At 60.9% G+C, this 23,907-nt stretch carries 20 protein-coding genes; 6 read left to right on the forward strand and 14 right to left on the reverse strand.

Going from position 1 to position 23,907, the window contains the following annotated elements:
• Window positions 1-277 precede the first annotated feature (277 nt).
• On the forward strand, window positions 278-1,519 hold the full coding sequence (locus IAE39_RS02265; RefSeq protein WP_201199009.1) for an acyl-CoA dehydrogenase family protein: 1,242 nt from the start codon (window positions 278-280) through the stop codon (window positions 1,517-1,519).
• A gap of 114 nt (window positions 1,520-1,633) precedes the next feature.
• Here the strand turns inward: IAE39_RS02265 and IAE39_RS02270 are convergent, their stop codons facing one another.
• The 8 genes from IAE39_RS02270 to IAE39_RS02305 all read right to left on the reverse strand — a co-directional run bounded on the left by IAE39_RS02270 (window position 1,634) and on the right by IAE39_RS02305 (window position 10,352).
• Entirely contained in the window at window positions 1,634-2,410 is a 777-nt protein-coding gene (locus IAE39_RS02270) for an ABC transporter ATP-binding protein (protein ID WP_201199010.1), read from the reverse strand.
• A gap of 1 nt (window position 2,411) precedes the next feature.
• A complete protein-coding gene (locus IAE39_RS02275; protein ID WP_201199012.1) occupies window positions 2,412-3,746 on the reverse strand; it encodes an ABC transporter substrate-binding protein in 1,335 nt (444 codons plus the stop codon).
• A 76-nt stretch (window positions 3,747-3,822) separates the two neighbouring features.
• Complete coding sequence (locus tag IAE39_RS02280; protein WP_201199014.1) at window positions 3,823-5,166, reverse strand: ABC transporter substrate-binding protein; 1,344 nt, start codon at window positions 5,164-5,166, stop codon at window positions 3,823-3,825.
• Window positions 5,167-5,253: 87 nt separating this feature from the next.
• Window positions 5,254-6,321 (reverse strand): branched-chain amino acid ABC transporter permease, encoded by a 1,068-nt coding sequence (locus IAE39_RS02285; RefSeq protein ID WP_201199015.1) that lies wholly within the window; start codon window positions 6,319-6,321, stop codon window positions 5,254-5,256.
• A gap of 3 nt (window positions 6,322-6,324) precedes the next feature.
• Window positions 6,325-7,206 carry a branched-chain amino acid ABC transporter permease gene (locus IAE39_RS02290; protein ID WP_201199016.1) on the reverse strand — a complete coding sequence of 294 codons (882 nt, stop codon included), beginning with the start codon at window positions 7,204-7,206 and terminating at the stop codon, window positions 6,325-6,327.
• Window positions 7,206-7,976, reverse strand: coding sequence for an ABC transporter ATP-binding protein (locus IAE39_RS02295; RefSeq protein ID WP_201199017.1), 771 nt, complete (start codon window positions 7,974-7,976; stop codon window positions 7,206-7,208). The genes IAE39_RS02290 and IAE39_RS02295 overlap by 1 nt, the downstream gene beginning before the upstream one ends.
• A complete protein-coding gene (locus IAE39_RS02300) occupies window positions 7,973-8,902 on the reverse strand; it encodes an acyl-CoA synthetase (protein ID WP_201199018.1) in 930 nt (309 codons plus the stop codon). The genes IAE39_RS02295 and IAE39_RS02300 overlap by 4 nt, the downstream gene beginning before the upstream one ends.
• Window positions 8,903-8,912: 10 nt before the next feature.
• A complete protein-coding gene (locus tag IAE39_RS02305) occupies window positions 8,913-10,352 on the reverse strand; it encodes an LLM class flavin-dependent oxidoreductase (protein ID WP_201199019.1) in 1,440 nt (479 codons plus the stop codon).
• A gap of 381 nt (window positions 10,353-10,733) precedes the next feature.
• On the opposite strand from IAE39_RS02305, the gene IAE39_RS02310 reads away from it, so the two are divergent.
• Window positions 10,734-11,957 carry an acyl-CoA dehydrogenase family protein gene (locus IAE39_RS02310; protein ID WP_201199020.1) on the forward strand — a complete coding sequence of 408 codons (1,224 nt, stop codon included), beginning with the start codon at window positions 10,734-10,736 and terminating at the stop codon, window positions 11,955-11,957.
• Between the two features lie 146 nt (window positions 11,958-12,103).
• Here the strand turns inward: IAE39_RS02310 and IAE39_RS02315 are convergent, their stop codons facing one another.
• Genes IAE39_RS02315 through IAE39_RS02335 form a run of 5 tightly spaced genes read right to left on the reverse strand, consistent with a single transcriptional unit; the run spans window position 12,104 to window position 17,860 of the window.
• Window positions 12,104-13,351 carry an SfnB family sulfur acquisition oxidoreductase gene (locus tag IAE39_RS02315; protein ID WP_201199021.1) on the reverse strand — a complete coding sequence of 416 codons (1,248 nt, stop codon included), beginning with the start codon at window positions 13,349-13,351 and terminating at the stop codon, window positions 12,104-12,106.
• Between the two features lie 59 nt (window positions 13,352-13,410).
• Window positions 13,411-14,400 carry an ABC transporter permease gene (locus tag IAE39_RS02320; protein ID WP_442968414.1) on the reverse strand — a complete coding sequence of 330 codons (990 nt, stop codon included), beginning with the start codon at window positions 14,398-14,400 and terminating at the stop codon, window positions 13,411-13,413.
• Window position 14,401: 1 nt separating this feature from the next.
• Window positions 14,402-15,394, reverse strand: a complete 993-nt coding sequence (locus IAE39_RS02325) for an ABC transporter permease (RefSeq protein WP_201199023.1) — start codon at window positions 15,392-15,394, stop codon at window positions 14,402-14,404.
• Window positions 15,384-16,901 carry a sugar ABC transporter ATP-binding protein gene (locus tag IAE39_RS02330; protein ID WP_201199024.1) on the reverse strand — a complete coding sequence of 506 codons (1,518 nt, stop codon included), beginning with the start codon at window positions 16,899-16,901 and terminating at the stop codon, window positions 15,384-15,386. The genes IAE39_RS02325 and IAE39_RS02330 overlap by 11 nt, the downstream gene beginning before the upstream one ends.
• Complete coding sequence (locus IAE39_RS02335; protein WP_201199025.1) at window positions 16,901-17,860, reverse strand: sugar ABC transporter substrate-binding protein; 960 nt, start codon at window positions 17,858-17,860, stop codon at window positions 16,901-16,903. The genes IAE39_RS02330 and IAE39_RS02335 overlap by 1 nt, the downstream gene beginning before the upstream one ends.
• Before the next feature lie 443 nt (window positions 17,861-18,303).
• Between IAE39_RS02335 and IAE39_RS02340 the strand changes: the two genes are divergently transcribed.
• The 4 genes from IAE39_RS02340 to IAE39_RS02355 are packed head-to-tail and all read left to right on the forward strand — an operon-like array spanning window position 18,304 to window position 22,202.
• The gene (locus tag IAE39_RS02340) at window positions 18,304-19,539 is read left to right on the forward strand and encodes an SfnB family sulfur acquisition oxidoreductase (protein WP_201199026.1); all 1,236 of its coding nucleotides are present in this window, start codon (window positions 18,304-18,306) and stop codon (window positions 19,537-19,539) included.
• A gap of 13 nt (window positions 19,540-19,552) precedes the next feature.
• Window positions 19,553-20,212, forward strand: coding sequence for a methionine ABC transporter permease (locus tag IAE39_RS02345; RefSeq protein ID WP_201199027.1), 660 nt, complete (start codon window positions 19,553-19,555; stop codon window positions 20,210-20,212).
• A gap of 18 nt (window positions 20,213-20,230) precedes the next feature.
• Window positions 20,231-21,043, forward strand: a complete 813-nt coding sequence (locus tag IAE39_RS02350; protein WP_201199028.1) for a MetQ/NlpA family ABC transporter substrate-binding protein — start codon at window positions 20,231-20,233, stop codon at window positions 21,041-21,043.
• A 46-nt stretch (window positions 21,044-21,089) separates the two neighbouring features.
• Window positions 21,090-22,202, forward strand: coding sequence for a methionine ABC transporter ATP-binding protein (locus IAE39_RS02355; protein ID WP_201199030.1), 1,113 nt, complete (start codon window positions 21,090-21,092; stop codon window positions 22,200-22,202).
• A 91-nt stretch (window positions 22,203-22,293) separates the two neighbouring features.
• Here the strand turns inward: IAE39_RS02355 and IAE39_RS02360 are convergent, their stop codons facing one another.
• Window positions 22,294-23,631, reverse strand: coding sequence for an OprD family porin (locus IAE39_RS02360; protein WP_201199031.1), 1,338 nt, complete (start codon window positions 23,629-23,631; stop codon window positions 22,294-22,296).
• Window positions 23,632-23,907: the final 276 nt, after the last annotated feature.

Below are 23,907 nucleotides of genomic sequence, written 5' to 3' on the forward strand. Positions count from 1 at the left end.
TATTTCAAGCACTTGAAAAAATGCATCTTCTGCACTCGGTGCCAGCCCCACAACAGGCTGCAGGTTCACTGTTCACCCAGCAACATTGGCCTGACCTGGACCTTCCAGCGGTTCGCCGACGGGCAATGTTGGCAGGCCTGCAGTGGTTCAGCAGTCTGCTCGTACAGGCACAGCCTCACCGCCTTGGAAAACAGGCACACCATTGATTAACAAGCTGTTTATTTAAAGGCATGAAGTTTGCGACGGCTCTTCGGCATCAATCACAGAGGCCTGTATCATGACCATCGAGCAACAGTTTCCACCACACGCCGAAACCGCTGATTACGCAACCCTCGCCGCCCGTTTCCGGCCCATCTTCACGCGTATTGCTGACACTGCCTTAGCGCGAGAGGCGTCCCGCAGCCTGCCGTACGAACCCATCCGCTGGCTCAAGGAGGCAGGCTTCGGCGCTGTGCGGGTACCTCGTGAACTGGGCGGTGGCGGTGCCTCATTGGTACAGCTGGTGCAGTTGCTGATTGAGCTGGCGACTGCCGACTCCAACATTCCACAGGCTCTGCGCGGCCACTTCGCCTTTGTAGAAGACCGCCTGAACGCCCATGCAAACAGCCCCCAGCAGCACTGGTTCGAACGTTTCGTTGCAGGGGAGCTGGTCGGCAACGCCTGGACAGAAGTCGGCAGCGTGAAACTCGGCGAAGTGATCACGCGCGTTTCGCGCCAGGGCGAGCGCTGGGTGGTCAATGGCACCAAGTACTACAGCACCGGGAGCATCTTCGCCGACTGGATAGACCTCTATGCCCAACGTGAAGACACGGGCGAGGACGTCATCGCAGTGACGCGCGCCAGGCAGCCCGGGGTAACCCTCGAGGATGACTGGAACGGTTTCGGCCAACGCACCACAGGTAGCGGCACCACCACCTTCGTAGACGCCGAGGTGTCCGAGCAGAATATCCTGCCCTTCTCGACTCGCTTCAAGTACCAGACCGCGTTCTACCAGCTTGTGCTGCTTGCCGTACTGGTCGGCACCGGGCAGGCCGCCCTTGCGGATGTCAGCGCCCAGGTGCGGCGCCGTAGTCGGGTATACAGCCATGGCAATGCGCCCATCGCCAGCGCGGATGCACAGGTACTGCAAGTGGTTGGCAAGGCATCTGCACAGCTGTACGCAGCACAGGCAACCGCCTTGCGCGCGGCCCTGCCCGCCCAGTCCGCCTACGAGGCCCACTTGCAGGGCAATACCGAGCAAGAAAAAGCGGCCAACGTCGCTGCCGAACTGGAGTCGGCCCAAGGCCAGGTGGTCATCGCCCAACTGGTGCTAAGCGTCACCAGTGACTTGTTCAACGCGCTTGGCGCCTCGTCCACCAGCAACGCCCTGCAGCTTGACCGTCACTGGCGAAACGCACGCACTGCATCGCTGCACAACCCGCTGATCTACAAGGAGCGCATCATCGGCGACTGGGAAGTCAACGGTACCGAGCCACCCTATGTCTGGCAGATTGGCAAAGGGACACACGCTACAAACTAGAATATTTCCTGCCGTGGTCAGGCCTCAGGCTTTGCGCCCGAGGCCTGAGCCCGAAACGTGCAACAGACACAGACCGAGGGAAGATTCGACCGCCAGGCGGATCGCACCTTTCCTTTACTTGCGCCCCAGGTAAACGTCCTGCAAATGGCTGCCTTCGAGCAGTTCGCTGGCACTGCCCTGCAGCACCACCCGCCCGGTATCCATCACGTATCCCTGATGAGCATACTTGAGCGCCACGGCGATGTTCTGTTCGGCAATCAGAAAGCTCGCCCCCTCTTTGGCATTCAGTTGCGCGACGATCTCGAAGATCTCCTGCACGATCATCGGTGCCAGCCCCATCGACGGCTCATCGAGCAGTACCAGCGTCGGCTGGGTCATCAATGCCCGGCCAATAGCAATCATCTGCTGTTCGCCCCCCGACGTGAAACCGGCCTGAGTCTTGCGTTTGGTCTTCAGGCGGGGGAACCAGTCGTACACGCGCTCCAGGTTCTGCTCCAGTTTGCGCCGCGACAGGCCACGCACAAAGCCGCCACTGCGCAAGTTATCTTCTACCGTAAGGTGCGAAAATACATGCCGGCCCTCAAGCACGTGAACAATACCTTGGTGGACTAGCCGGTGAGATGCAACGGCCGCACAGTCCACACCCCCGAAACGGACCTGGCCACGGCTGATCTTGGCACGTTCGGCGCGGATCAGCCCAGAGATGGCTTTCAGGGTAGTGCTCTTGCCTGCCCCGTTGGCGCCCAACAGCGCGACGATCCCCCCCTTGGGCACCGTCAGCGACACACCGGAAACGGCGAGAATGGCGCCGTCGTAGATAACCTCGACATCGTCGACCTGCAGCAGCGGCTCAGCTACACCCGTGCTCAACCCACTAATGACCTGGTTCATATCAGGATTCCTTGGCGCACTCACGCCGCGTTACACCCTGCTCCTTGGCGTAAGCGGCAGATTTTTCTTCGATCAGCGGCCGCAATGTCTGGCGATCAGCCTGCACCCAGTCGGTCACCAGGCTCCAACGCTGACCGTCCCATTGCTGCACCTTGGCCGCACCACCTCCTTCATGGTCGCTACAGGACAACTTCAGTGGCTGCATCAAGCCAAGGAAACCCATTTCCTTGAGCCGCGCATCACCCAAATCAAGGTGCTCAAGGCCCCAGCGACCTTCCTCGCCGTTAAGCGGGCGGTTGCCGAATTTCTTCTGCCCGGCGCGGATCGCTTCCACGGCGATGGCAGCGTTAACCAGACCGGAGTTGTAATAGACGCTGCCAAAGCTTCTTGGATCTTTCAGGTCGCTCTTGCCCTTGTCGAGGATGAACGCCTTGATGCGTTGATGAATATCGAAGCTCGCGCCACCCGGGTACGGTGTCAGCGCCAGGTAGCCTTTGCCAGCGTCACCAGCGGGCAACACGTCTTCATCCGAGCTCGCCCAGATATCACCCACGATGCGGTCGACCGGATAACCGAAACGCGCGGCGGTCTTGATTGCCACCGGCGTCGACACCCCCCAGGTGCGCAAGAAGACCCAGTCCGGCTTGGCCTGGCGCACTTGCCGCCACTGCGCGGCCTGCTCGTTACCCGGGTCGGCCACCGGAATCTGGATATTCTCGAACCCGTATTTTTCCGCCAGCAACTTCAATGGCCCCTGGGTTTCGCGGCCATAAGCGGAGTCGTGGTAAACCGTGGCAATCTTCTTGCCCTTGAGTTTGTCCAGCCCGCCCTCTTTCTCGGCCACGTAGTTGATGAACGCCGAAGCCTCGCTGTAGAAGGTCAGCATCACCGGGAAGTTGTAGGGGAACACGCTGCCGTCCGTGGCCTCGGTGCGGCCATAACCAAGCGTGATCAATGGGATCTTGTCAGTCTCGGCCTTGTTCGCCAGCGCATAGGCCGCCGGGGCGCCATTGGGCTGGTAGACCGCCACCGGCGCACCATCAAGGCCCTTCTTGAAACGCTCGTAGCACTCGATGCCCTTCTCTGCAGTCCATTCGGTTTCGCACTCCTGCCAGACCAGTTTGACGCCATTGATGCCGCCCTCGACCTCATTGATATAGCGCAGGTAGTCGATCATCCCGGCCCATACCGGGATGCCACTGGATGCATACGCCCCAACCCGGTATGTAGCCATTGGAAAGAACTGCTCGTCAGCTGCAGCCTGAACCGGCAATGCCGAATGAACCCCCAGGAACAGCAGGGCCGAAGCCAGTGTGCGCTTGAATCGATGTTGCATGATGTTCACTTCCGTCGAAAAGGTGATGAGGCCCGATTTGAAGCTCCGTGCCGAGAGGCAGCCGGGGCCGAATGAGTCACTGCTCAGCGCCGCAGTCGCGCGGGGTTACGCCCTTTTCCCTGGCGTAGGCGGCGGACTTCGCTTCGATCAACGGACGCAGGGTGTCGCGGTCGGCTTGTACCCAGTCGGTCACCTGCAGCCACTTCTGCCCGTCCCACTGCTGTACGCGAGCGGCGCCGCCGCCTTCGTGGTCGCTGCAAGACAATTTCAGCGGTGGCAACAGGCCCTCGAAGCCGATCGCCTTCAGCCGCGCGGCATCGATATCCAGGTGTTCAAAGGCCCAGCGGGCCTCCTCACCATTGAGCGCACGCTTGCCAAACCTGGCCTGGCCGGTACGCAGGGCCTCGACGGCGATCGCGGCGTTTATCAGCCCGATGTTGTAGTACACCTTGCCGAAGTAGCTCTTGTCCTTGAGGTCGCTCTTGCCGGTGTCGAGGATGTATTGCTTGAGGCGTTTGTGGATCTCGAAGCCATCGCCCCCGGGAAACGGTGCCAGCGCTTGATAACCCGTAGCAGCCGGGCCAGCCGGGATCACATCGGCTTCGGAACCTGCCCACACATCACCGACGATGCGGTCGGCCTTGATACCGAAGCGCGCAGCGGTCTTCAGCGCTACCGGCGTCGACACCCCCCAGGTGCGCAGGAATATCCAGTCCGGCTGAATCTGCCGCACTTGACGCCACTGAGCCGATTGTTCGTTGCCCGGGTCGGCGACTGGAATCTGGATGTTCTCGAAGCCATACTTCTCGGCCAGCAATTTGATCGGGGCCTGGGTTTCACGGCCGTAGGCAGAGTCGTGATAAACAGTGACGATCTTCTTGCCCTTGAGCTTGTCGAACCCACCCTCGCGCTCGGCAATGTAATTGATGCCCACCGAGGCTTGGCCGTAGTAGTTGAGCAGCAGCGGGAAGGCATAGGGGAACACACTGCCGTCCGTGGACTCGGTCCGCCCACCACCGCCGTCGATCAGCGGAATTTTATCCGCCGCGCCCTTCTCCATCAGTGCATACGAACCTGGCGTGCTATGGGTGAAAAAGAAAGCAGTTGGCGATGCACCATTGCCGCCCTTGTAACGCTCGTAGCATTCGACGATGCGGTCGACGTTCCACTCGGTCTCGCACTCCTGCCAGACCAGCTTGACACCATTGACGCCACCTTCCACTTCGTTGATGTAGCGCATGTAATCAATCTCGCCGGCCCACCAGGGAATGCCGCTGGAGGCGTAGGCACCGACCCGGTAGGTGGCCAGGGGAATGAACTGTTGACTGTCGGCAGCCTGAACGGTCGCAACCGGTAGGCCCACGTGAGTGCCGATTGCCAGCAGGCTGGCGATAAAAGTTCGCTGCAATGCGTTGCGCATGATCTGTACTTCTATAAGCGTGTGTGGATGTATTTCCCTCCCGTGGTCGGGTCGAAAGGCGTAGGGGGCGTTCTAGCGTCACTCGGTTCAGAATCTCAGCGGCCAAACCTTCAGGCGCTCATGCAGGTTGCTGATCAACCGCACCAGCCCCTCAGGCTCCTTGATCAGGAACCAGATGATTAGCGCACCGAAAATGATCTTCTGCAGGTTCTGCAGTTGCCCGGCGTCGACATGCCCGGCGAACAGCACCTGGCCGGCGTAGCTCAGAAAGATCGGCAGCAGGCTGATGAATGCGGCGCCGATGAAGTTGCCAGCGATACTGCCCATGCCACCGATGATGATGATGAACAGGATCTGGAACGAACGGTTGATATCAAAACTGCTCGCGCTGGCTGTTCCCAGGTAGGCGAACGTCCACAGGGCGCCAGCAATTCCCAGGTAAAACGAACTGACTGCAAACGCCAGCCGTTTGTAGCCGACCACCGGAATACCGATAACGGCAGCAGCGGTGTCCATGTCGCGAATCGCCATCCAGTTGCGGCCGACCCGGCTGCGTACCAGATTCACCGCCACCCAGGTGAGCACTACCACGGTCGACAGCGTCAGCAGGTAGCGACCAACGGGTGTAGCAATGTTCTGGCCAAGGATCTCCAGACGCGGTGCAAAAATGGTGCCCGATGAAGCATGGTTGTAGAACCACGGAAATTTGGTGAACACCCACTCGAGAAAAAACTGTGCAGCCAAGGTAGTGACCATCAGGTAGAAGCCCTTGATACGCGAGCTGGGCAGACCGAACAGCAAACCGACCAAGGCGCTGACCAATCCGCCGCCCAGTAGCGCCAGGGGTAGTGGCAAGCCGGGAACTCGCAGCAGCAAGCCGTAACTGGCGAAGGCCCCTACGGCCATGAAGCCGGCTGCGCCAACAGAGGTCTGCCCGGTGTAGCCGGTCAACAGGTTGAGCCCCAGACCGGCCAGCGACAGCACCAGGAAAGGGATCAGAATCGCGTTGAGCCAGTAGTCGTTACCCAGCAAAGGGATCATCACGAAGGCCACCGCCAGCAGTGCCGCCAGCGCCCACGGCCTGTACTGCCTGCGCAGCCACAGCGGTGCCGTCTCGAACGGTGTCGGCAAGCTGTATGGCGAAGATTTGTTCATTATTCAGACTCGCTCGATGGTGCGTTCGCCGAACAGGCCGGCGGGACGGATGTACAGGAAGACCAGGGCCAACGCATAGGCGAACCACGGCGTGATGCCGCCGCCGATCAACGGGCCGATGTAGACCTCTGCCAGGTTCTCTGCGGCACCCACGATCAGGCCACCGACGATGGCCCCTCCAATGGAGGTGAAGCCACCAATGATCAGCACCGGCAGGGCTTTGAGCACCACCAGCGACAGCGAGAACTGCACGCCCTGACGCGCGCCCCAGAGCAGCCCGGCCACCAGCCCGACAAAACCCGCCACCGCCCAGACGATCTGCCAGATACGGTTGAGGTTGATGCCCACTGACAGCGCCGCGGTGGTGTCGTCGGCCACCGCGCGTAGCGAGATACCAATGCGGGTCTTGTTGAAAAGCAATGCCAGCACCAGCACCAGCACGGCGGACGTGGCGGCGGCAAACAGATCGAACTGGCTGATCATGATGTCACCAAGAAAGATCGGGATATCCTCGATACCGATATCCAGTGCCCGTACCTGCGCGCCCATCAATCCTTGCGCTACGCCCTCGAGAATGAAGGAAAGCCCCAGGGTGGCCATGAACAGGGTGATCTGCGAACGGTTGGTCAGCGGCCGCAGCACGGTGCGCTCGATGACCAGCGCCAGCACCGCCATCACGACCAGGGTCAGCAAAATGGCCAGAGGCATCGAAATACCGTGCTCGTGCAGACTGACGAAGGCCAGCGCAGCGAACAGCAGCATCGCCCCTTGGGCAAAGTTGAATACACCGCTGGCTTTGTAGATCAGCACGAAGCCGATGGCCACCAGCGAATACATGGTGCCGGCGAGCAGCCCACCGATCAGCGTTTCCAGAAAGAAGTTCATCAGTGCACCGTCCCCAGATAGGCGGCGATAACCTCAGGGTTGGCCTGTACTTCAGCGGGTGTGCCATCGCCCACCTTGCGGCCGTAGTCGAGCACAACCACATGGTCGGACAGCCCCATGACTACGCCGATGTCATGCTCGATCAGCACCACGGTGATTTTCAGCTCGCGATTGATGTCACGGATGAAGCGTGCCATGTCCTGTTTTTCTTCGGCATTCATGCCGGCCATGGGCTCGTCGAGCAACAGCAGAGCGGGGGCGGCAATCAGCGCCCTACCCAGCTCCACGCGCTTCTGCAGCCCGTAGGCCAGGCTGCCGACCAGCGTCTCGCGATACGGCTGCAGTTCCAGAAACTGCAAAATGCCTTCGGCACGCCGGGCGAATTCATCGGCCTCACGCCGCGCGCCCGGCAGGCTCAACGCCTGGGCCAGAAATCCAGCCCGGCCATGCCGGGAAAGCCCGGTAAGGATGTTGTCGAGCACACTCATCTTCCTGAACAACGCATTGTTCTGAAAGGTCCGACCGATGCCCCGCCGCGCAGCGGACAATGGATCGATGCGCCGATAGTGCTGGTGTTCAAAAATCACTTCACCGCCATCTGCCCGGTACACGCCATTGAGAATGTTCAACAGCGAACTCTTGCCAGCACCATTGGGGCCGATGAGCGCGCAGATCTCACCCCGACGAACCTCGAAGGACAGTGCCGAGATCGCCTTGACACCTTTGAATGACAGGGAAATATCCTTCACCTGGAGAATGCTCTCACTCATGCCGCACGACTCCCGCGTGGGTCGAGCCAAACCTGCTGCCGGCTTTGCTGCAGCGGGGTCTGGCTGATCTTTTGCAGCCGCTGAAAGCCGAGCAACCGCCTTACCCTCACTTTCAACAAGCGGCGCAGCCCCTGCTCTGGGGCACTGGCGGCCCAGTCGCACAGCCGCCGTTGCCAGGTTCCAGGCGCAGGGAGACGCGCGTCGATTTCCTCCGCCAAGCGCTGCAAGCGTGCCTCGGAAAGCAGCAGGTGCGTTGGCGCCAGATCCGCCCGATCGCGTGCCGCAGCAATACCGTCCTCGGGAAATGCCAGCGTCTCACCACTGGTCAGCCAATGCTCCAGTACGCGGGATAGGCCCTGCTGCCAGTCCGTGCCTTCTTCAACCCAGGTCAACGCCGCACGCTGCAGCCGATGCAGAGGCAACACGCTGGGCTGGCTGCTGGCTGCTTGGCCGTAAAGCGCCTGCAAGGTCTGCACGCCCTCAGTGGCATGCAACGAGTAAAGCGGTAACACGGCATCGGCCTGACGCCAGGAACTCAATACCTCGCGCCGCTCAACCCAAGCATGGCTAGGCCGGATACGTGCCAGCAGAGCCGTCAGCGCCTGTGCCCCGACCGATTGCGCCACGCTTACCACCTCGCCCCCGGCGCGCTGTGCCGAGAGGGTGAAGAACAACAGTGTCGGCTCATAGGCACCGCTGACCGCCAGACGCGAGCCTGCGCCAAAACCCTGCTGCTGCAGGGCCGCGGACAACCGTTCGACTTCACGCTGCACATCGATCCAGCGCCAGGCCAGCCAGCGACCGTTACGCTTGTGGACCAGGGCAATCTGCAGAGGTGTTGCTACCCCGCGGCGCTGCAGCAGTGCCAACGCCTGGGGGGCAAGGATGTTCGGCGGATTGCCGCCGTGGAATTCATGTACGCTCAACGCAATCTCCTTACACAAGCACCTTGCTGCGGGAACCCGCGGGCGAGAGAGAGGATTGGGAAAGCCCGGCCTGACGGTGCAAGGCCGGCAGGTCACGGTAGCCCGCCGCCGGATGGCTCGCAGCCAGGCGCGGGCCGTCACCGAACAGCTTTTCGCGCAGGGTGCCCGGGGCGTACTCCTTCTTGTACACACCACGACGCTGCAGTTCGGGCACCAGCAGCTCGACCACATCGGTGAAGCTGTCGTGGGTGACCGCATAGGCCAGGTTGAAACCGTCGACATCGGTCTCTTCGATCCATGCCTGCATTTCATCCGCTACGGTCTGTGGGCTGCCGACGAACAGCGGGCCGAACCCACCGATGCCGACCCAGTCGGCCAGCTCCTGCACGGTCCAGGTCTTGGACGGATCGGCCGAGGAAAACGCCTCCACAGCCGATTGAATCGCGTTGGTGTGGATGTGCTTGAGCACCTGGTCGGGTTGGTACTGACCAAAGTCGATACCGGTCCAACCGGCGATCAACGCCAAGGCACCTTCGTAACTGACATAGGACTTGTAGTCCTGCCACTTGGCCTTGGCCTGGGCATCGGTCTCCCCGAGGATCACCGTCTGCAGGTTGAAAATGAGCACCTTGCGCGGATCACGCCCGGCTTCGGCGACCCGCTGACGGATATCCGCGACCGCCTTTTTCAGCACGGTCTTCGAGGGCGCTGCGACGAATACGCACTCGGCATGCTCTGCCGCGAAACGCTTGCCACGGCTGGAAGCGCCTGCCTGGTACAACACCGGGGTGCGTTGCGGCGAAGGCTCGCAAAGGTGAATGCCGGGCACCTGGAAGTGCTCACCAACATGACGGATCTCATGAACCTTGCTGGGGTCGCTGAAAATGCCACGCGCTCGGTCGCGCACCACCGCCCCCTCTTCCCAACTGCCTTCGAACAGCTTGTAGAGCACCTGCAGGTATTCGTCGGCAAAATCGTAGCGGGCATCGTGCTCGGTCTGCGCGACCTGGCCGATATTACGCGCGCCGCTTTCCAGATAAGAACTCACGATATTCCAGCCAACCCGGCCTTTGGTCAGGTGATCGAGGGTGGATAGTCGGCGGGCAAACGGGTAAGGATGTTCAAAAGAAAGCGAGGCAGTGAGCCCGAACCCCAGATGCTCGGTAACCAACGCCATCGGTGTGATCAATGCCAGCGGATCGTTGACCGGCACCTGGGTCGCTTGACGAATTGCCGCGTCACCACTCCCGTTGAGTACGTCGTAGATACCCAGGACATCGGCAATGAACAGGCCATCGAACTTGCCGCGCTCCAGAATCTTTGCCAGATCAACCCAATACTCAAGATCCTTGTATTGCCAGGCGCGATCACGTGGATGCCTCCACAGCCCGGGGGATTGGTGGCCGACACAGTTCATGTCGAAAGCATTGAGGCGGATTTCTCGGGACATGGGCAATTCTCGTTTTAAAGCCCGCCACCGGCAGCGGCATGGCGATGAATGTTGCCTGGCATTCAGCAGCAACCATGCCAAGAAATAAAACCCATGAAATTCAAGTAGTTACAAAATGAAGCCGAGAATATTAGGCTGTAAATGGCTGGCAATATGCTGATTAACTGTTCGCCAGCAAACAGCTAGAACTTCTTGTTATAACAACAGTACCTGGCGCCTCCCTTCCTCACTGTTCATTTCGCTGACTGCCTCCCAGCAAAATGTTGCCCTGCCAACACTTGAGCGCTCCCACCATCGTGTTCGCCCCAGTAAATTCGGGCGCTGCAGGCTCGGCATGGCTTGTGCAAACAGACCTGAAAACCTTGAACCAGGAGCAATGCCATGACTCAGCCAACCGCCGCTACCGATCAGCAACTGGCCGAACGATTCAACGCAGTTTTCCAGCGCATCGCTGACGGTGTGGTGCAACGCGAGCTGGACCGCACACTTCCGTACGAGCCCATCGAATGGCTCAAGCAAGCCGGTTTCGGTGCCGTTCGTGTTCCTCAGGCAGATGGCGGCGCTGGCGCGTCGTTGCCGCAGCTGTTCAAGCTGCTGATCGAGCTGGCGGCCGCTGACTCCAACCTGCCCCAGGCGCTGCGTGCTCACTTCGGCTTCGTCGAGGATCGGCTGGTGGCGATGCCAGGAGAACAGCGTGATACCTGGTTGCGACGTTTCGCTGATGGCCAGTTGGTAGGTGGCGCATGGACGGAGACCGGCGACGTCAAGCTTGGTCAGGTTGTCACCCAGGTCACCCCGCAGGCAGACGGCAGCTGGCGCCTGAATGGACGCAAGTTCTACAGCACCGGCAGCCTTTACGCCGACTGGCTGGATATTTATGCCCAACGCGCGGACAACGGTGCCGATGTGATTGCCGTGACCCGCGCACGTCAGCCAGGCATCGAGCACAGCGATGACTGGGACGGTTTCGGCCAGCGTACGACCGGCAGCGGCACATCGGTGTTTCGCGACGCCGAAGTGGAGGCCGACAACATCGTGCCGTTCGAAACCCGCTTCAAATACCAGACCGCCTTCTATCAAGTGGTGCTGCTGTCGATCCTTGCGGGCATCGGCAAAGCCGTCGAGCGTGACGCCGCGCGCCTGGTACGCGAACGCAAACGTGTCTTCAGCCACGGCAATGCGCCGCGGGTTGCCGACGACGCACAGATCCAGCAGGTCATCGGTCAACTCTCGGCCCAGGCCTACGCCGCCGAAGCCATCACCCTGCGCGCAGCAGCAGCCCTGCAGCGCGCGTACGACAGCCACTTCTCTGGCGATGCCAGCCTTGAACACCAGGCCAATGTCGAGGCTGAACTGGAATCTGCTCAGGCGCAGCTCGTGGTGATCGAGCTGGTACTGCGTGCCGCCACCGACCTGTTCAACGCGCTGGGGGCTTCTGCGGTACGCGAGGCGACACAACTTGATCGGCACTGGCGCAATGCACGCACTGTGGCCTCCCACAACCCGCAGGTCTACAAGGCACGCATCATCGGTGACTGGGTGATCAATGGTACCGAGCCGCCCTACGTCTGGCAGATAGGCAACGGCCAGCAGAAAACCGCCTGACAGCGCCTCGGGTAATCAAGGCAGCCGCGCCTTCAGCAAGGCTACCTCCCGGTTTGATGCCGTTCACCAAGGGCTGCGTTGCAGCCCCGGCGAAGTCAAGTTCACAGCATCAACCGTTGAGGTGGCCTTGGCTACTGGCCCCTGTATCAGTTCCAGGCATTGCGTGGAGGGTTGATCTGATTGAGGTAGTAGTTGCCAATATGAAAATACTTCCAGCGCACCGGGTCGTGCAGGGTGTGCACACGGGCGTTGCGCCAGTGGCGGTCCAGGTTGTTGGCCTGCAATGTGGAGCGGGTGCCGGCCAGCTCGAACAGTTTATTGGTCGCCTCGATGGCAATGGCAGTGGTCAGCACCTTGGCCTCAGCGGTGACCGTGGTTGCCAGCGCCACGGTCTGTTCACCCGGTATGGCCAGGGCGATGTCGACTTTATTGCCTGCTCGTTCGAGCAACGCTTCGGCGGCATGTAACCTGATTTTAAGATCACCGATGGCCTGGACGGTGAAGGGGTCATCTGCGGCGCGGTCCTTGCCACTGTCGATCCAGGGGCGGCTCTTGTGACGCACGAAGTCGATGGTTTCATCAATGGCCCGTCGGGCAATACCGACATCAATGGCAGCCTGGATCAATTGCGAAACAGGGCCGGCGGCAGTGTGCTGATCGAACGCGGTGACTACGATGGCACGGCTCCTCGGCACCCGCACATTGTCCAGTTTTACCGCCCCGGAAGCCGTGGTGCGCTGGCCAAAACTCGACCAGTTATTGACCACGCTGAGCCCTGGCGTATCACGATCAGCGAATACCAACACGCCCTGACCGTGGTCATTCACTGCCACGATCGGCACGATGTGCGCCAACAGTGCCCCAGTGGTATAGAACTTTTCACCGTTGACCCGTACGTACTCGCCATCATCAACCACCGTAGTGGCAAACTCGGCTACGGTGCGACTGTGCAGCTCGGAAAACGCGTTGCCGAAGCGATAACCCTGCAGCACCAGCTCGAACAGTTCACGCTTCTGCACCTCGGTGCCGTCGAGCGCAATATGTGAAACCAGGGACAGATGATTATGGGCAATCTGAGCGATGCTCGAGTCAGCACCGGAAATAATCGCCGTGACCCAGGCCACCGTCGCATACGACGCTCCCAAGCCACCGTACGCCTTCGGGACGGTCAGCGACCACAGGCCGCTCTGCGAGTACTGGTCGATTTCGTCGATAGGCAGGTAACCCTCTCGATCACGTTCAGCAGCGCCTTCACTGAAGGACTGTGCCAGCCGATGGGCAATACTTATCGCCTCTTCCTCGCTGGCCAGCCGATGAGCGCCCTTGGTTGGCCGTGGCCGTGGCGCGAATGGCTCGCTCGAATTTACCCGTGGGCGGTTGTCGTTGTTGCTCATGTCTGCGCTCCTGCTTGGACATATAGGGAACCAGCCAGATCGGCCGGGTACGGGAAAGCTCAGGCAGCATCTTTGATCAGACGCCGGCCCAGGTGACTGAACGTCAGCACCAGCAGAATCAGCGCCCCTGTCGCCACTTGCTGCCAGTAGAAGTTCCAACCAATCAGCAGCAAGCCGTTGGCGGTAACGTTGAGGAACAACACGCCAAGCAAAGTGCCAGGAATGTTGGCACGCCCCTGACGATGCAGGGTGGTACCGATGAACACAGCACCGATGGCGTTGATCAGGAAGGCGCTGCCCGACATAGGCACATAGGCGTCCACAGTGCTGGCCAGCAGCATGCCGGCCAATGAGCAAGCCAGCGCCACGGCGATGAACACCACGGCCGTGACCCGCCCTACCGCCACACCGCTGTAGCGCGCCACCTCCAGCTGTTCGCCCACGGCCAACACCTCACGGCCAAACCGGCTTTTGGCCAAGGCCAGGCCATAAGCCAACGCCAGCCCGGCGACGATCAGCAACGGCAGCGGCACACCGGCCAAACCAGAGCTTGCCAGCGCCGGGCGAACGCCATTGGCCAGGTAGATCGGCTGGCCGCCGTCGGACAACAGTTGCTGCAGGCTCGTGCCGATGAACAGGGTGCCGAGGGTCGCGAGGAAGGGTGTGATTCGCAAGCTGGCGATCAAGGCGGCGTTGAAGGTGCCCGTCAGGCCACCCGCGAGCATCGCCAGGGCAATTGACAACGGCAGACCGAAGCCCGCATTCAACGCCATCACATAGACCATTGCCGCCAGGTCCAGCGCCACGCCCACCGAAAGGTCAATGCCGCCGGCACTGACCGCCAGGGTCATGCCAATGGCGACGATGGCCAGCAGCACGAAGTTGTTCAGCAGCACACTGTTGAAATTGCCCCAGCTCAGAAACCCTGGTGCGCTCACCGCGAAGAACACCAGCAAGGCGAGGAATACCGCTGGCAACACCCAGCGCAACCAGCGACCGCGTTGGGCAGTCGGTGCCGCGCTGGGCAAGATCATGGCTTGCTCGCTCATCTCAAAACCTCCCCCGCAACAGACTGGCGCTGGCCACCACCAGCAGGATCAGCACACCCTGCACGCCGTTGACCCAAAAGCTGGCGATATTCAGCAGTTGGAAACCGTTGACCAGAAAGCCCACCAGCAAGGTCGCCAACAGGGTGCCGCCGATGCTCGGGCGCAAGCGCCTGGAGAACACCGTGCCGAGAAAGGCGATGGCGACAACGGACAGCAGCATTTCACCGGAACCGGTGGTGCTGCCACTGAACCAGGCCGACGAGCAGAACGCCGCCAGGCTGGCGCACACGCCACTGAGCAGATAGCTGGAAAACTGATAGCTCGCCACCGGCAAACCGGCTGCAGCAGCGGCTTCCGGGTATTCGCCAACGGCGTATAGGCGCAGCCCGTAGCGGCTGTAGTGAATCAGCAAAATCAATGACAGCGCCACGTCAAGCAGCACCCAGGCCAGCACCGGCTGGCCTAGCCATTGGCCAAAGCTGAGCAGTTCCAGCAACGGGGTGTAGGTGGGCAGCACGCTGTTCTCGGTCAACACCAGTTCCAGGCCTGCGATCACATTCATGCTTGCCAGGGTTGCCAGCAGTGGCGGCAGGCGCAGGCCGATCACCACCAGGCCGTTGAGCGTGCCGATGGCCAGCCCCGTAGCCAAGGTCAGCCCGATACTGCCGAAGGCACCGAAACCTGCGTTGTTCAACGTTGCATAGACCGCTGCCGACAAGCCGAGATTGGCCGCCAGCGAAAGGTCCAGCCCACCGGACACCACATTGGGCCCACCGCCGATCATGACGATGGTCAGGCCAAACGCGAGGATGCCAAGGATCGCCGACTGGGCGAATACGGTGGCGATGTTCACCGCTGCAAGGAAGTTGGGTGCGGTAAAAGCGAAGACCACAAGGATCAGCAGAAACGCCAGGGAAGCGCCGTGTCGTAGCAGCGCCAACCGCCAACTGCCGTTCAGCCAATGTGCTGCGACGCCAGTACGTTCAGCGAGCATGGCGAATATCCTTTTGCTCATAGGTAGCGGACGCCAGGGCCAGCAGGCTATCGGCGTCGAGGTCGGCAGCAGCGCGCACGGCGACGATGGCGCCACGGTGCATCACGTAGATGCGGTCGCACAGCCCCAACAACTCCGGCAAGTCCGAAGAAAGCAGCAAAACACCGGCGCCCTGCTCCACCAACTTCCCGATCAACCGATAGATCTCGACCTTGGCGCCGATATCGATGCCGACACTCGGCTCGTCCAGCAGGTACACCGTCGACTGCCGGCTCAGCCATTTGGCCAGCGCCACCTTCTGCTGGTTGCCACCGCTGAGCTGGCGCACTGCTGCTTGAGGCCCTGCGGCCTTGATTGCCAGGTCGGTGACCAGCGCCTCGGTTCGTCGCCGCTCGCTGTCGGCAGAAATCAGCCCCAGCCGAGTAACGCGCAAGAGACTGGCGAGGGTGATGTTTTCCTGCACGGTCAGGTCCAGCGCCACGCCCTGGCGGCGGCGCTCCTCGGGCAACAAAGCAATGCCTTCACGCACGGCCTGATGCGCACTGTCCAGTTTGAGCGCCTGGCCATTCAGGCATATTTCGCCCTGATGGGCCGGCGCCAGGCCGAACAGGCTCTTGAGCAACGCCTTGGCCCCCGAGCCGACCAAGCCGGTGAGCCCGACGATTTCGCCGCGTCGTACCTGCAAGTCGACATTGCGATAGGCCGGCAACCGGCTCAGCGCCTTCACCTCCAGCAACGGATCGCCCAGCGTAACCAGCGGTTTGGGATACATCTCGGCCACCTCGCGGTTGACCATCAAGCGAGTAATCTCGGCCATGGAGGTTTGCTGCGGGTCGACTTCGGCCACGTCCTGACCGTTACGCAGCACCGTCACCCGGTCACACACCTGCTCGATCTCTTGCAGATAGTGAGAAATGTAGATAATCGCCAGGCCCTGCTCGCGCAGGCGCTTGACGATACCCAGCAACTGCTCGACCTCGCGTTGCACCAACGCTACGCTGGGTTCGTCGAATACCAGCACCCGGGGTTGGCTGATCAATGCGCGGGTGATCTGCACCACCTGCTGTTCAGCGCTGCTTAGTTCGCCAATCAACGCGCCGCTGGGCAGCCACAAGCCGAAGTGCTCGGCGAGCAGGCGCTCGGCCTCACGTTGCTGGGCACGTCGCTGCACGAACGGCCCCCGGTGCAGCTCCTGACCGAAGAACAGCGCCTCGCCCACGGTGAAACTGGCCGGCAGCAAGCGCTCCTGATGGATGAACTGGATACCCAGCCTGGCTATCTGCCGCGGGTTGAAATGGCTGTAGGACTGCCCCTCGACCCAAAGGCTGCCGGCGTCCGGGCGATGGATCCCGGCCAGTACCTTGATCAACGTCGACTTGCCCGCGCCGTTTTCGCCGACCAGGCCGTGTACGCTGCCATGGCACACCCGCAGGCTTGCATTGTCCAGCGCGCGCGTAACGCCAAAGTGCTTGCTCAGGTTGCGCAGCTCCAGAGCGTATGCGCTCATCACTGGTCGCCTCGCAGTTGTTGCACCTGGTCCAGGTTGCTTTGGGTTGTCAGCAACGTGGCGACGTGGGTTTCCTTGGGCAGGTTTTTCTGACCGGCGAGATAACGGGCAACGTTCTGCACCGCAGTCTTGCCGATCAGTGCCGGCTGCTGGGCGACCACCGCGCCGACGGGCGAGCCGTCGCGGCGCAGCAGGTCGAGCACTTCCGGGGTGCCATCGACGCCGTAGGTTCTGATTTCGGTGCGGCCGGCATCGACCAGCGCCTGGCTGGCGCCAAGCTGGGGTATATCCCAGGCAGCCCAGATCGCCGCGACTTCGCCTTCAGGGTATTTGTTGAGCAGCGCAGCAATCTGCGAACGCGCGTCCTGCACGGTGTTGGGGATCACGTCGCGCAGCTCGGGCTGGATGATCGACAGCTCGGGATGGTCGGCCAGCACCGCTTTCAATGCGTCATAGCGGATCTGGCACACTGGCACGCCGTAGAAACCGTTGAACACCAGGATCTTGCCCTTGCCGCCTGCATCCTTCACCAGTTGCTCGGCCAATTGCCGGCCTGCCGTGTGGTTGTCCGAAGTGGTGTTGTTGATGCTGTATTGCGACGGAGCGTCGATGGTGAACAGCGCAATACCGGCAGCACTGATGCGCTTGAGCCAGGGATCGATCACGCTGAGCGTGCCGAGGGTCTGGATGACCGCATCGGGGCGCTGGGTGACCACCGTCTGCAACTGGGTCACCAGGTTCTTGTCGTTGCGCCCGGCATCCAGCGTGATCACTGTGCCGCCAAGGCGCTTGACCTCATCAACCTGAGCCTGAAAGGCTTTGATGTCGAAGTAGTGACTGGTTCCGGTCATGCTGATGGCGATGCGTTTGCCCGCCAGGGACGGCACGTCTTCATCGGCGGCCCGAGCGCTGCCGGTGACCACCAAGGCAGCGTAAAGCAGGGTTCGCAGCAGTCTCATGACACCACCTCGCGCGCAGCGAGGATAGCCAGGACCAATAGAGCGTTAGTCATCATGATTCCTTTCCATGGGCGACACGTTTGCGTGTAGCCAGAAACATTGCGAGAAACGCGCCAACTATTTTTCTTATTTAAATCAGATAGTTAACTTTTTATGGGGCAACACGAGCGGGAATCAAAGCAGGCAAACTGTTGGACTGCTGTATGAAATCGACCAGTAACCGGGGCAAGCGCCGCCGAAAAAGGTACAGGCTCCGCCGGTGCTTCCGGCAAGGCCTGACAGCAGCTGTTTACCCGGCAACAGTCAAGCAACAGATTGCTGCAGTTGCCGTACAGTGACCCACTCGCTAAGTGCCAATATCTAACTGATTTTATTGATTTTTATCAGTGGCACAGGTTTTGCGACGGGACCGTTATCGGACCCTGTCGAAACGAGACCTGCCCATGCCTTACGTCCCTGTTGACCCTGCCACCTGGCGCCCCAGCCGACCGGCCCAACCCGCTGTACGCATCACCAGCGATGCCCAGGCGATTGAAGCGGCCCATGCCTTGGCCAAATTGTTCGCCGAAGGCGCCCTTGAACGCGACCGTCAACGCGCCCTGCCCTTCGCCGAAGTGGAGGCTTACTCACAAAGCGGCCTGTGGGGCATTACCATCCCTGAACAATACGGCGGCGCGGCCGTCTCTCAAGTGACCCTGGCCAAGGTCTTCGCCATCCTCGCCGCAGCCGATGCATCGGCTGCGCAGATCGCCCAGAACAGCTTCGAAATCATCGACGTGATCCGCTTGTCGGCCAGTGAGCAACAGAAACAGTCGCTGTTCGCCGCAGTGCTTTCCGGCCTGCGTCTTGGCAACGCCTTCTCGGAGTTCGGTGGCAAACACGTCGAGGACTTCCAGACCCGCATCAGCGATCACGATGAGCGTCACAAGGTGCTCAGCGGTCGCAAGTTCTACTCCACCGGTGCGCTCTTCGCCCACTTGGTGCCCATCGTCGCACTGGATGACCACAACCGCGTCATCGTTGCCATTGCCGACCGTGATGCACCGGGCTTGAGCGTGATCGACGACTGGTCAGCCTTCGGCCAGCGCACCACCGCCAGCGGCACGGTGCTGCTGGAAAATGTGGTGGTGCCCAACGAGCGTGTACTTCCTGCGCACATCGTCTACGAGAACCCCAGTGCCGTTGGCCCTCAAAGCCAGTTGATCCATGCTGCCATCGATGCCGGTATCGCCCGTGGCGCGCTGCAGGCTACGGTGGAGTTTGTCCGTAGCAAAGCCCGGCCCTGGATTGACAGCGGCAAAGAGCACGCCAGCGATGACCCGTTCACCATCGCTGCGGTTGGTGACCTGTTCATCCGTCTGCACGCAGCCGAAGCGCTACTGGAGCGGGCCGGCCTGCAACTGGACGCGACCATTGCCGAACCGACGCTCGACAGCATCGCCAAGGCCAAGATCGCCGTGGCCGAAGCGAAGGTGCTGACAACCGACATCGCCCTGCTCGCCGCCAACAAGTTGTTCGAGCTGGGCGGCACTCGCTCGACCTTGCAACAGAACGGTTTGGACCGCCTGTGGCGCGATGCCCGCACCCACACCCTGCATGACCCGGTGCGCTGGAAGCCTTATGCGGTCGGCCAGTACTACCTCAACGGCGTAAATCCGCCACAGCATTCGTGGATCTGAGGGGCGCCTGTTGATGAACTTCGACCAGATCGACTGGACCCAGATCACCGATGCCACGCTCGATACCTTGGCCATGCTTGGCGGCGCGCTGCTGTTCACCGTGCTGCTTGGCCTGCCGTTGGGGGTGCTGCTGTTTCTCACCGGGCGCAAGCAACTACTGGAACAGCCAGCGCTGTATGGGCTGGTGTCCTTCGTGCTGAACATCGTGCGCTCGGTGCCGTTCATCATTCTGCTGATTGTGTTGATCCCGCTGACCACCTTGGTCACTGGCACCTCCCTCGGTGTGCGCGGCGTCATCCCGCCACTGGTGATCGGCACTACAGCGTTCTTCGCACGCCTGGTGGAGACCGCCCTGCGTGAAGTGGATCGCGGCCTGGTTGAGGCCAGCCAGTCGATGGGCGCCAGCACCTGGCAGGTGATCTGGTACACCCTCCTGCCCGAAGCGCGCCTGGGCATCATTTCGGCAATCACCGTCACCGCCATCGTGCTGGTCGACTACACCGCCATGTCTGGCGCCATCGGCGGTGGCGGTGTCGGCGACCTGGCCATCCGTTACGGCTATCAGCGCTTCCAGACCGAAGTGATGATCGTCACGGTCGCCCTGCTCATCGTTCTCGTCCAACTGCTGCAAGCCTCCGGCAACCGCCTGGTCACCCACTTCACCCGCAAATAACCGCCAAGGAAACACACCATGTCGTTCATCAAGCTCATCGCTTACGGCCTCGCCGTCAGCGGCCTGTTGCTGGGCACCGCCCAGGCCGGGGAAAAACTCGTGATAGGCGCCACCCCGGTGCCACACGGCGAAATCCTCGAATTCATCAAACCCATCGTCGCCAAACAGGGCGTCGACCTGGATATACGCATCTTCTCGGACTACATCCAGCCCAACGCGCAACTGGTGTCCAAGCAGCTCGGCGCCAACTACTACCAGTACCGGCCGTTCCTCAACGACTACAACCGTGAGCGCGGCACGAATCTGGTGTCGATCGTGCCGGTGCACATCGAGCCCTTCGTCGCTTACTCGCAAAAGCTTACCGACGTCACCCAACTGGAAGACGGCGCCAAAGTGGCGATCCCCAACGACCCGGTGAATGGCGGGCGTGGCCTGTTGCTGTTGCAGAAGCTTGGCCTGATCAAGCTCAAGGGCAAGGCCGAGCTGGACAGCCCGGAAGACCCGCTGCCAACGCAGAAAGACATCGTGGACAACCCAAGGCATCTGAAAATCATCGAGCTGGAATCGGCGATCCTGCCCCGCGCCCTGAGTCAGGTTGAACTGGCAGCGCTGAATGGCAACTACGTGCTGGAAGCCAAACTGCCACTGGACAAATCGCTGTACATCGAGAAGGGCCAGGATGGCAAGAACATCTGGGCCGAGTACCTGGTGACCCGCCCGGAAAACAAGGATGACAAGGCAATCAGGATCGTCGCCGAAGCGCTGAACAGCGATGCGACTCGTGAATTCATCAAGGCGCGCTACAAAGGCGCGATCTACCCGGCATTCTGATTGAACAGTACCGATCACTCCCGCGCCAGGCGAGGGAGTGGTCTTTATGGAGCAAGACAACACCATGAGCACCCAAGCTGCCCCGCAACCCCACATCCGCCTTGAGCAGGTCTGCAAACGCTATCCCAACGGCGTCGAGGCGCTGCGGGGTATCGATATGCACATTCGCCGTGGCGAGGTGTTCGGCATCATCGGCCGCAGTGGCGCGGGTAAATCCTCGCTGCTGCGCATGCTCAATGTCCTGGAGACCCCCAGCAGCGGCAAGGTGTTCATCGACACCGATGACATCGGCAACCTCGACGGCCTGGCCCTGCGCAGCCTGCGCCGGCGGGTGTCGATGATCTTTCAGCATTTCAACCTGATGGCCACTCGCACCGTGGCGCAGAACATCGCCCTGCCGCTGCGCATGGCCGGTGTATCGCGCGAAGAACAGAGCCGCCGGGTCGATGAACTGCTGCAACTCGTTGGCCTGGAAGCACGCCGTGACGCTTATCCGGCGCAGCTCTCCGGCGGGCAAAAGCAACGTGTCGGCATCGCCCGCGCCCTGGTGCTGCAACCGCAGATCCTGCTGTGCGATGAAGCAACCTCCGCCCTCGACCCGGAAAGCACCCAGGCGATCCTGCAATTGCTACGCGACATCAACCGGCGCTTTGGCCTGACCATCGTCCTTATCACTCACGAGATGGGCGTGATCCGCGAAATCTGCGACCGTGTGGTAGTGCTCGAACAAGGTGAGATCGCCGAACAGGGGGAGGTCTGGCAAGTCTTCGGCGAGCCACGCAGCGCGGTCACCCGTACATTGCTCGGCACCCTCGAACATGCCCATGACGATCTGAGTGGCAACAGCGGCGAGCGCCTGATCGACCTGCACTACAGCGGCCGCAACGGCCTGGAGCCCGACCTGGCTGCCATCGGCCGCGGTCTTGGCGCACCTACACGCTTGCTCCACGCTAGCCTCGACCGTATCCAAGGCTACGCCATCGGCCGCTTGCGCCTGGCGGTCCAATGGCACTTGAATGAGGATGCTCTGCTGGAGCGCGCCACGCGGCTGGCGGATCGAGTTGAAGTGCTGGGCACCAAGCGCCCTCAAATCGCTGTCGACCCGCATCGCAGACCAGCCGCCATTCAGAAACTTCCCCTTCAAGGTGTCGAGACGTAGCCTTCTACTTGAACTTTCTGGGGCCGCAGCCCGCTCCGACCGGTCCGGCACCCCGGCAATCGTGAGCGGAGCCAAGAAATCTCGTGAGCCCCTACAGCAAACGCAGATCGAGGGGATATTCGACAATCAGACGCAACTGATCGACATCCTGCTCGGCGCTATGGCCACTGGTGCGATGGGTAGCTTGCAATGCCTTGAAAGAAAGATTTTTGGCCACACCACTCTGCACAACGTAGGTGACCCACAGGTTGCGCTCCCAGTGTTTGCCATCGCTGACATTGTTGAAGTAGGCGTAACCGGCACTGGCCTTGCGCCCGTCGATGTGGTCGCCCGCCAGGTAACGGGTGGTCACGCTCAAGCCCGGGATGCCCAACCCTACGAAATTGTAGGTGTAGGCCAACTGCCAGGAGCGCTCGTTAGGGTTGTTGAAGTCTGATACCTGCGACGCATTGTCGAGCTGCAGGTCATAGGTGTTCCACACATAGTCAAAGGGTTCGTCGCCCCGAATCTGCGAGTAGGCAGCCACCAGGCGATGGACACCGATATCAAAACCCAGGTGGGTACTCCAGGAGTCGTTGTCGATGCTTCCCAGCAAGGCGCGCCCGGTATCGCGGGTACGGTAGTAGTTGAACCCCGTATCCCAGCCAAGCCCTTGTCCCAGTCGCTGCCTGAAATCGACACGGGCGAAGGATTGGTTCCAGACGTTGTCCAGACGGCTGGTATACAGCTTGAACGACCAGTTGTCGTTGGCGCGGTAACTGCCACCCACGTACATCACATCATCGGCGTCCTTGAGCCGGCCCGCATAGACAGTTCCCAGGTCACCACGGTGGTTGCTCGCGTTACGGTCGCTGCTCGACTCCAGCTTGCCGGCTTGCAGGTCAAGCCCCTCGAAGGTTGCGTCTTTCAGCAGCCAACCTCGCAAGCTCTGCGGCAACAGGCGAATGTCACTGGCAGCGACTACGGGGCTGCTGGGAAAGACGTCGCCATAGTGCAGCTCGGTCTTGTTGAACCTCGCCTTGAGCGCGCCGCCGAGCTTGCTGTACTCATCCTTGGGCTTGCCATCGAAGTTGCTACCTGAGCGCGACACCACCCCTGGGACTCCCACACCATTACCAACCAAGCCGTTGCCGCCATCCAGCTTGAGGCCAATGATCGCATGCGTATCCAGGCCGAAGCCGATAGCTCCCGGCGTGAAGCCGGAAACGAATCTGGTAACGATGCCATGCCCCCACTCGGCTTGACGACTCTGCCGTTCGCCAGTGTTAGGGTTGATGGCGAAATCACCATTACGGAAGTCGTTGCTGTAGTAAAGGTTGCGATTGAGGATACTGAGGCTGCTGCCTTCAACGAAACCCTCGTCTGCGAGCGCGAAGCTCGGCACCAGACCGGTTGCAATCAACAGCAAGGTGGAGGTTGTCGCTTTCATCATTTTTTCCTTCAAGTATGGAACTGATCCTTGAAGGGGTAATAGCGAGAACTATGCCATTTATTTTTACTTATAAATCAACAGGTTAAAAGACTCACAAAGGTACTGAAGTTTCTAAAAACCATGCAGATTGCTGACGAAGTGTACAAAGCTGGTCAGCGGGGTGATGTCGAGGCCTTCTGGAGATTGCCTGCGCTCGCACATGCCCATCGCGAACCAGCCCTGGCGCGACGCACGCGCGGCTTCTCGCGCATGCACTGATCGGTCGCAGGCTGA

Source organism: Pseudomonas sp. S37, from assembly GCF_016658545.1.
Lineage (GTDB): Bacteria > Pseudomonadota > Gammaproteobacteria > Pseudomonadales > Pseudomonadaceae > Aquipseudomonas.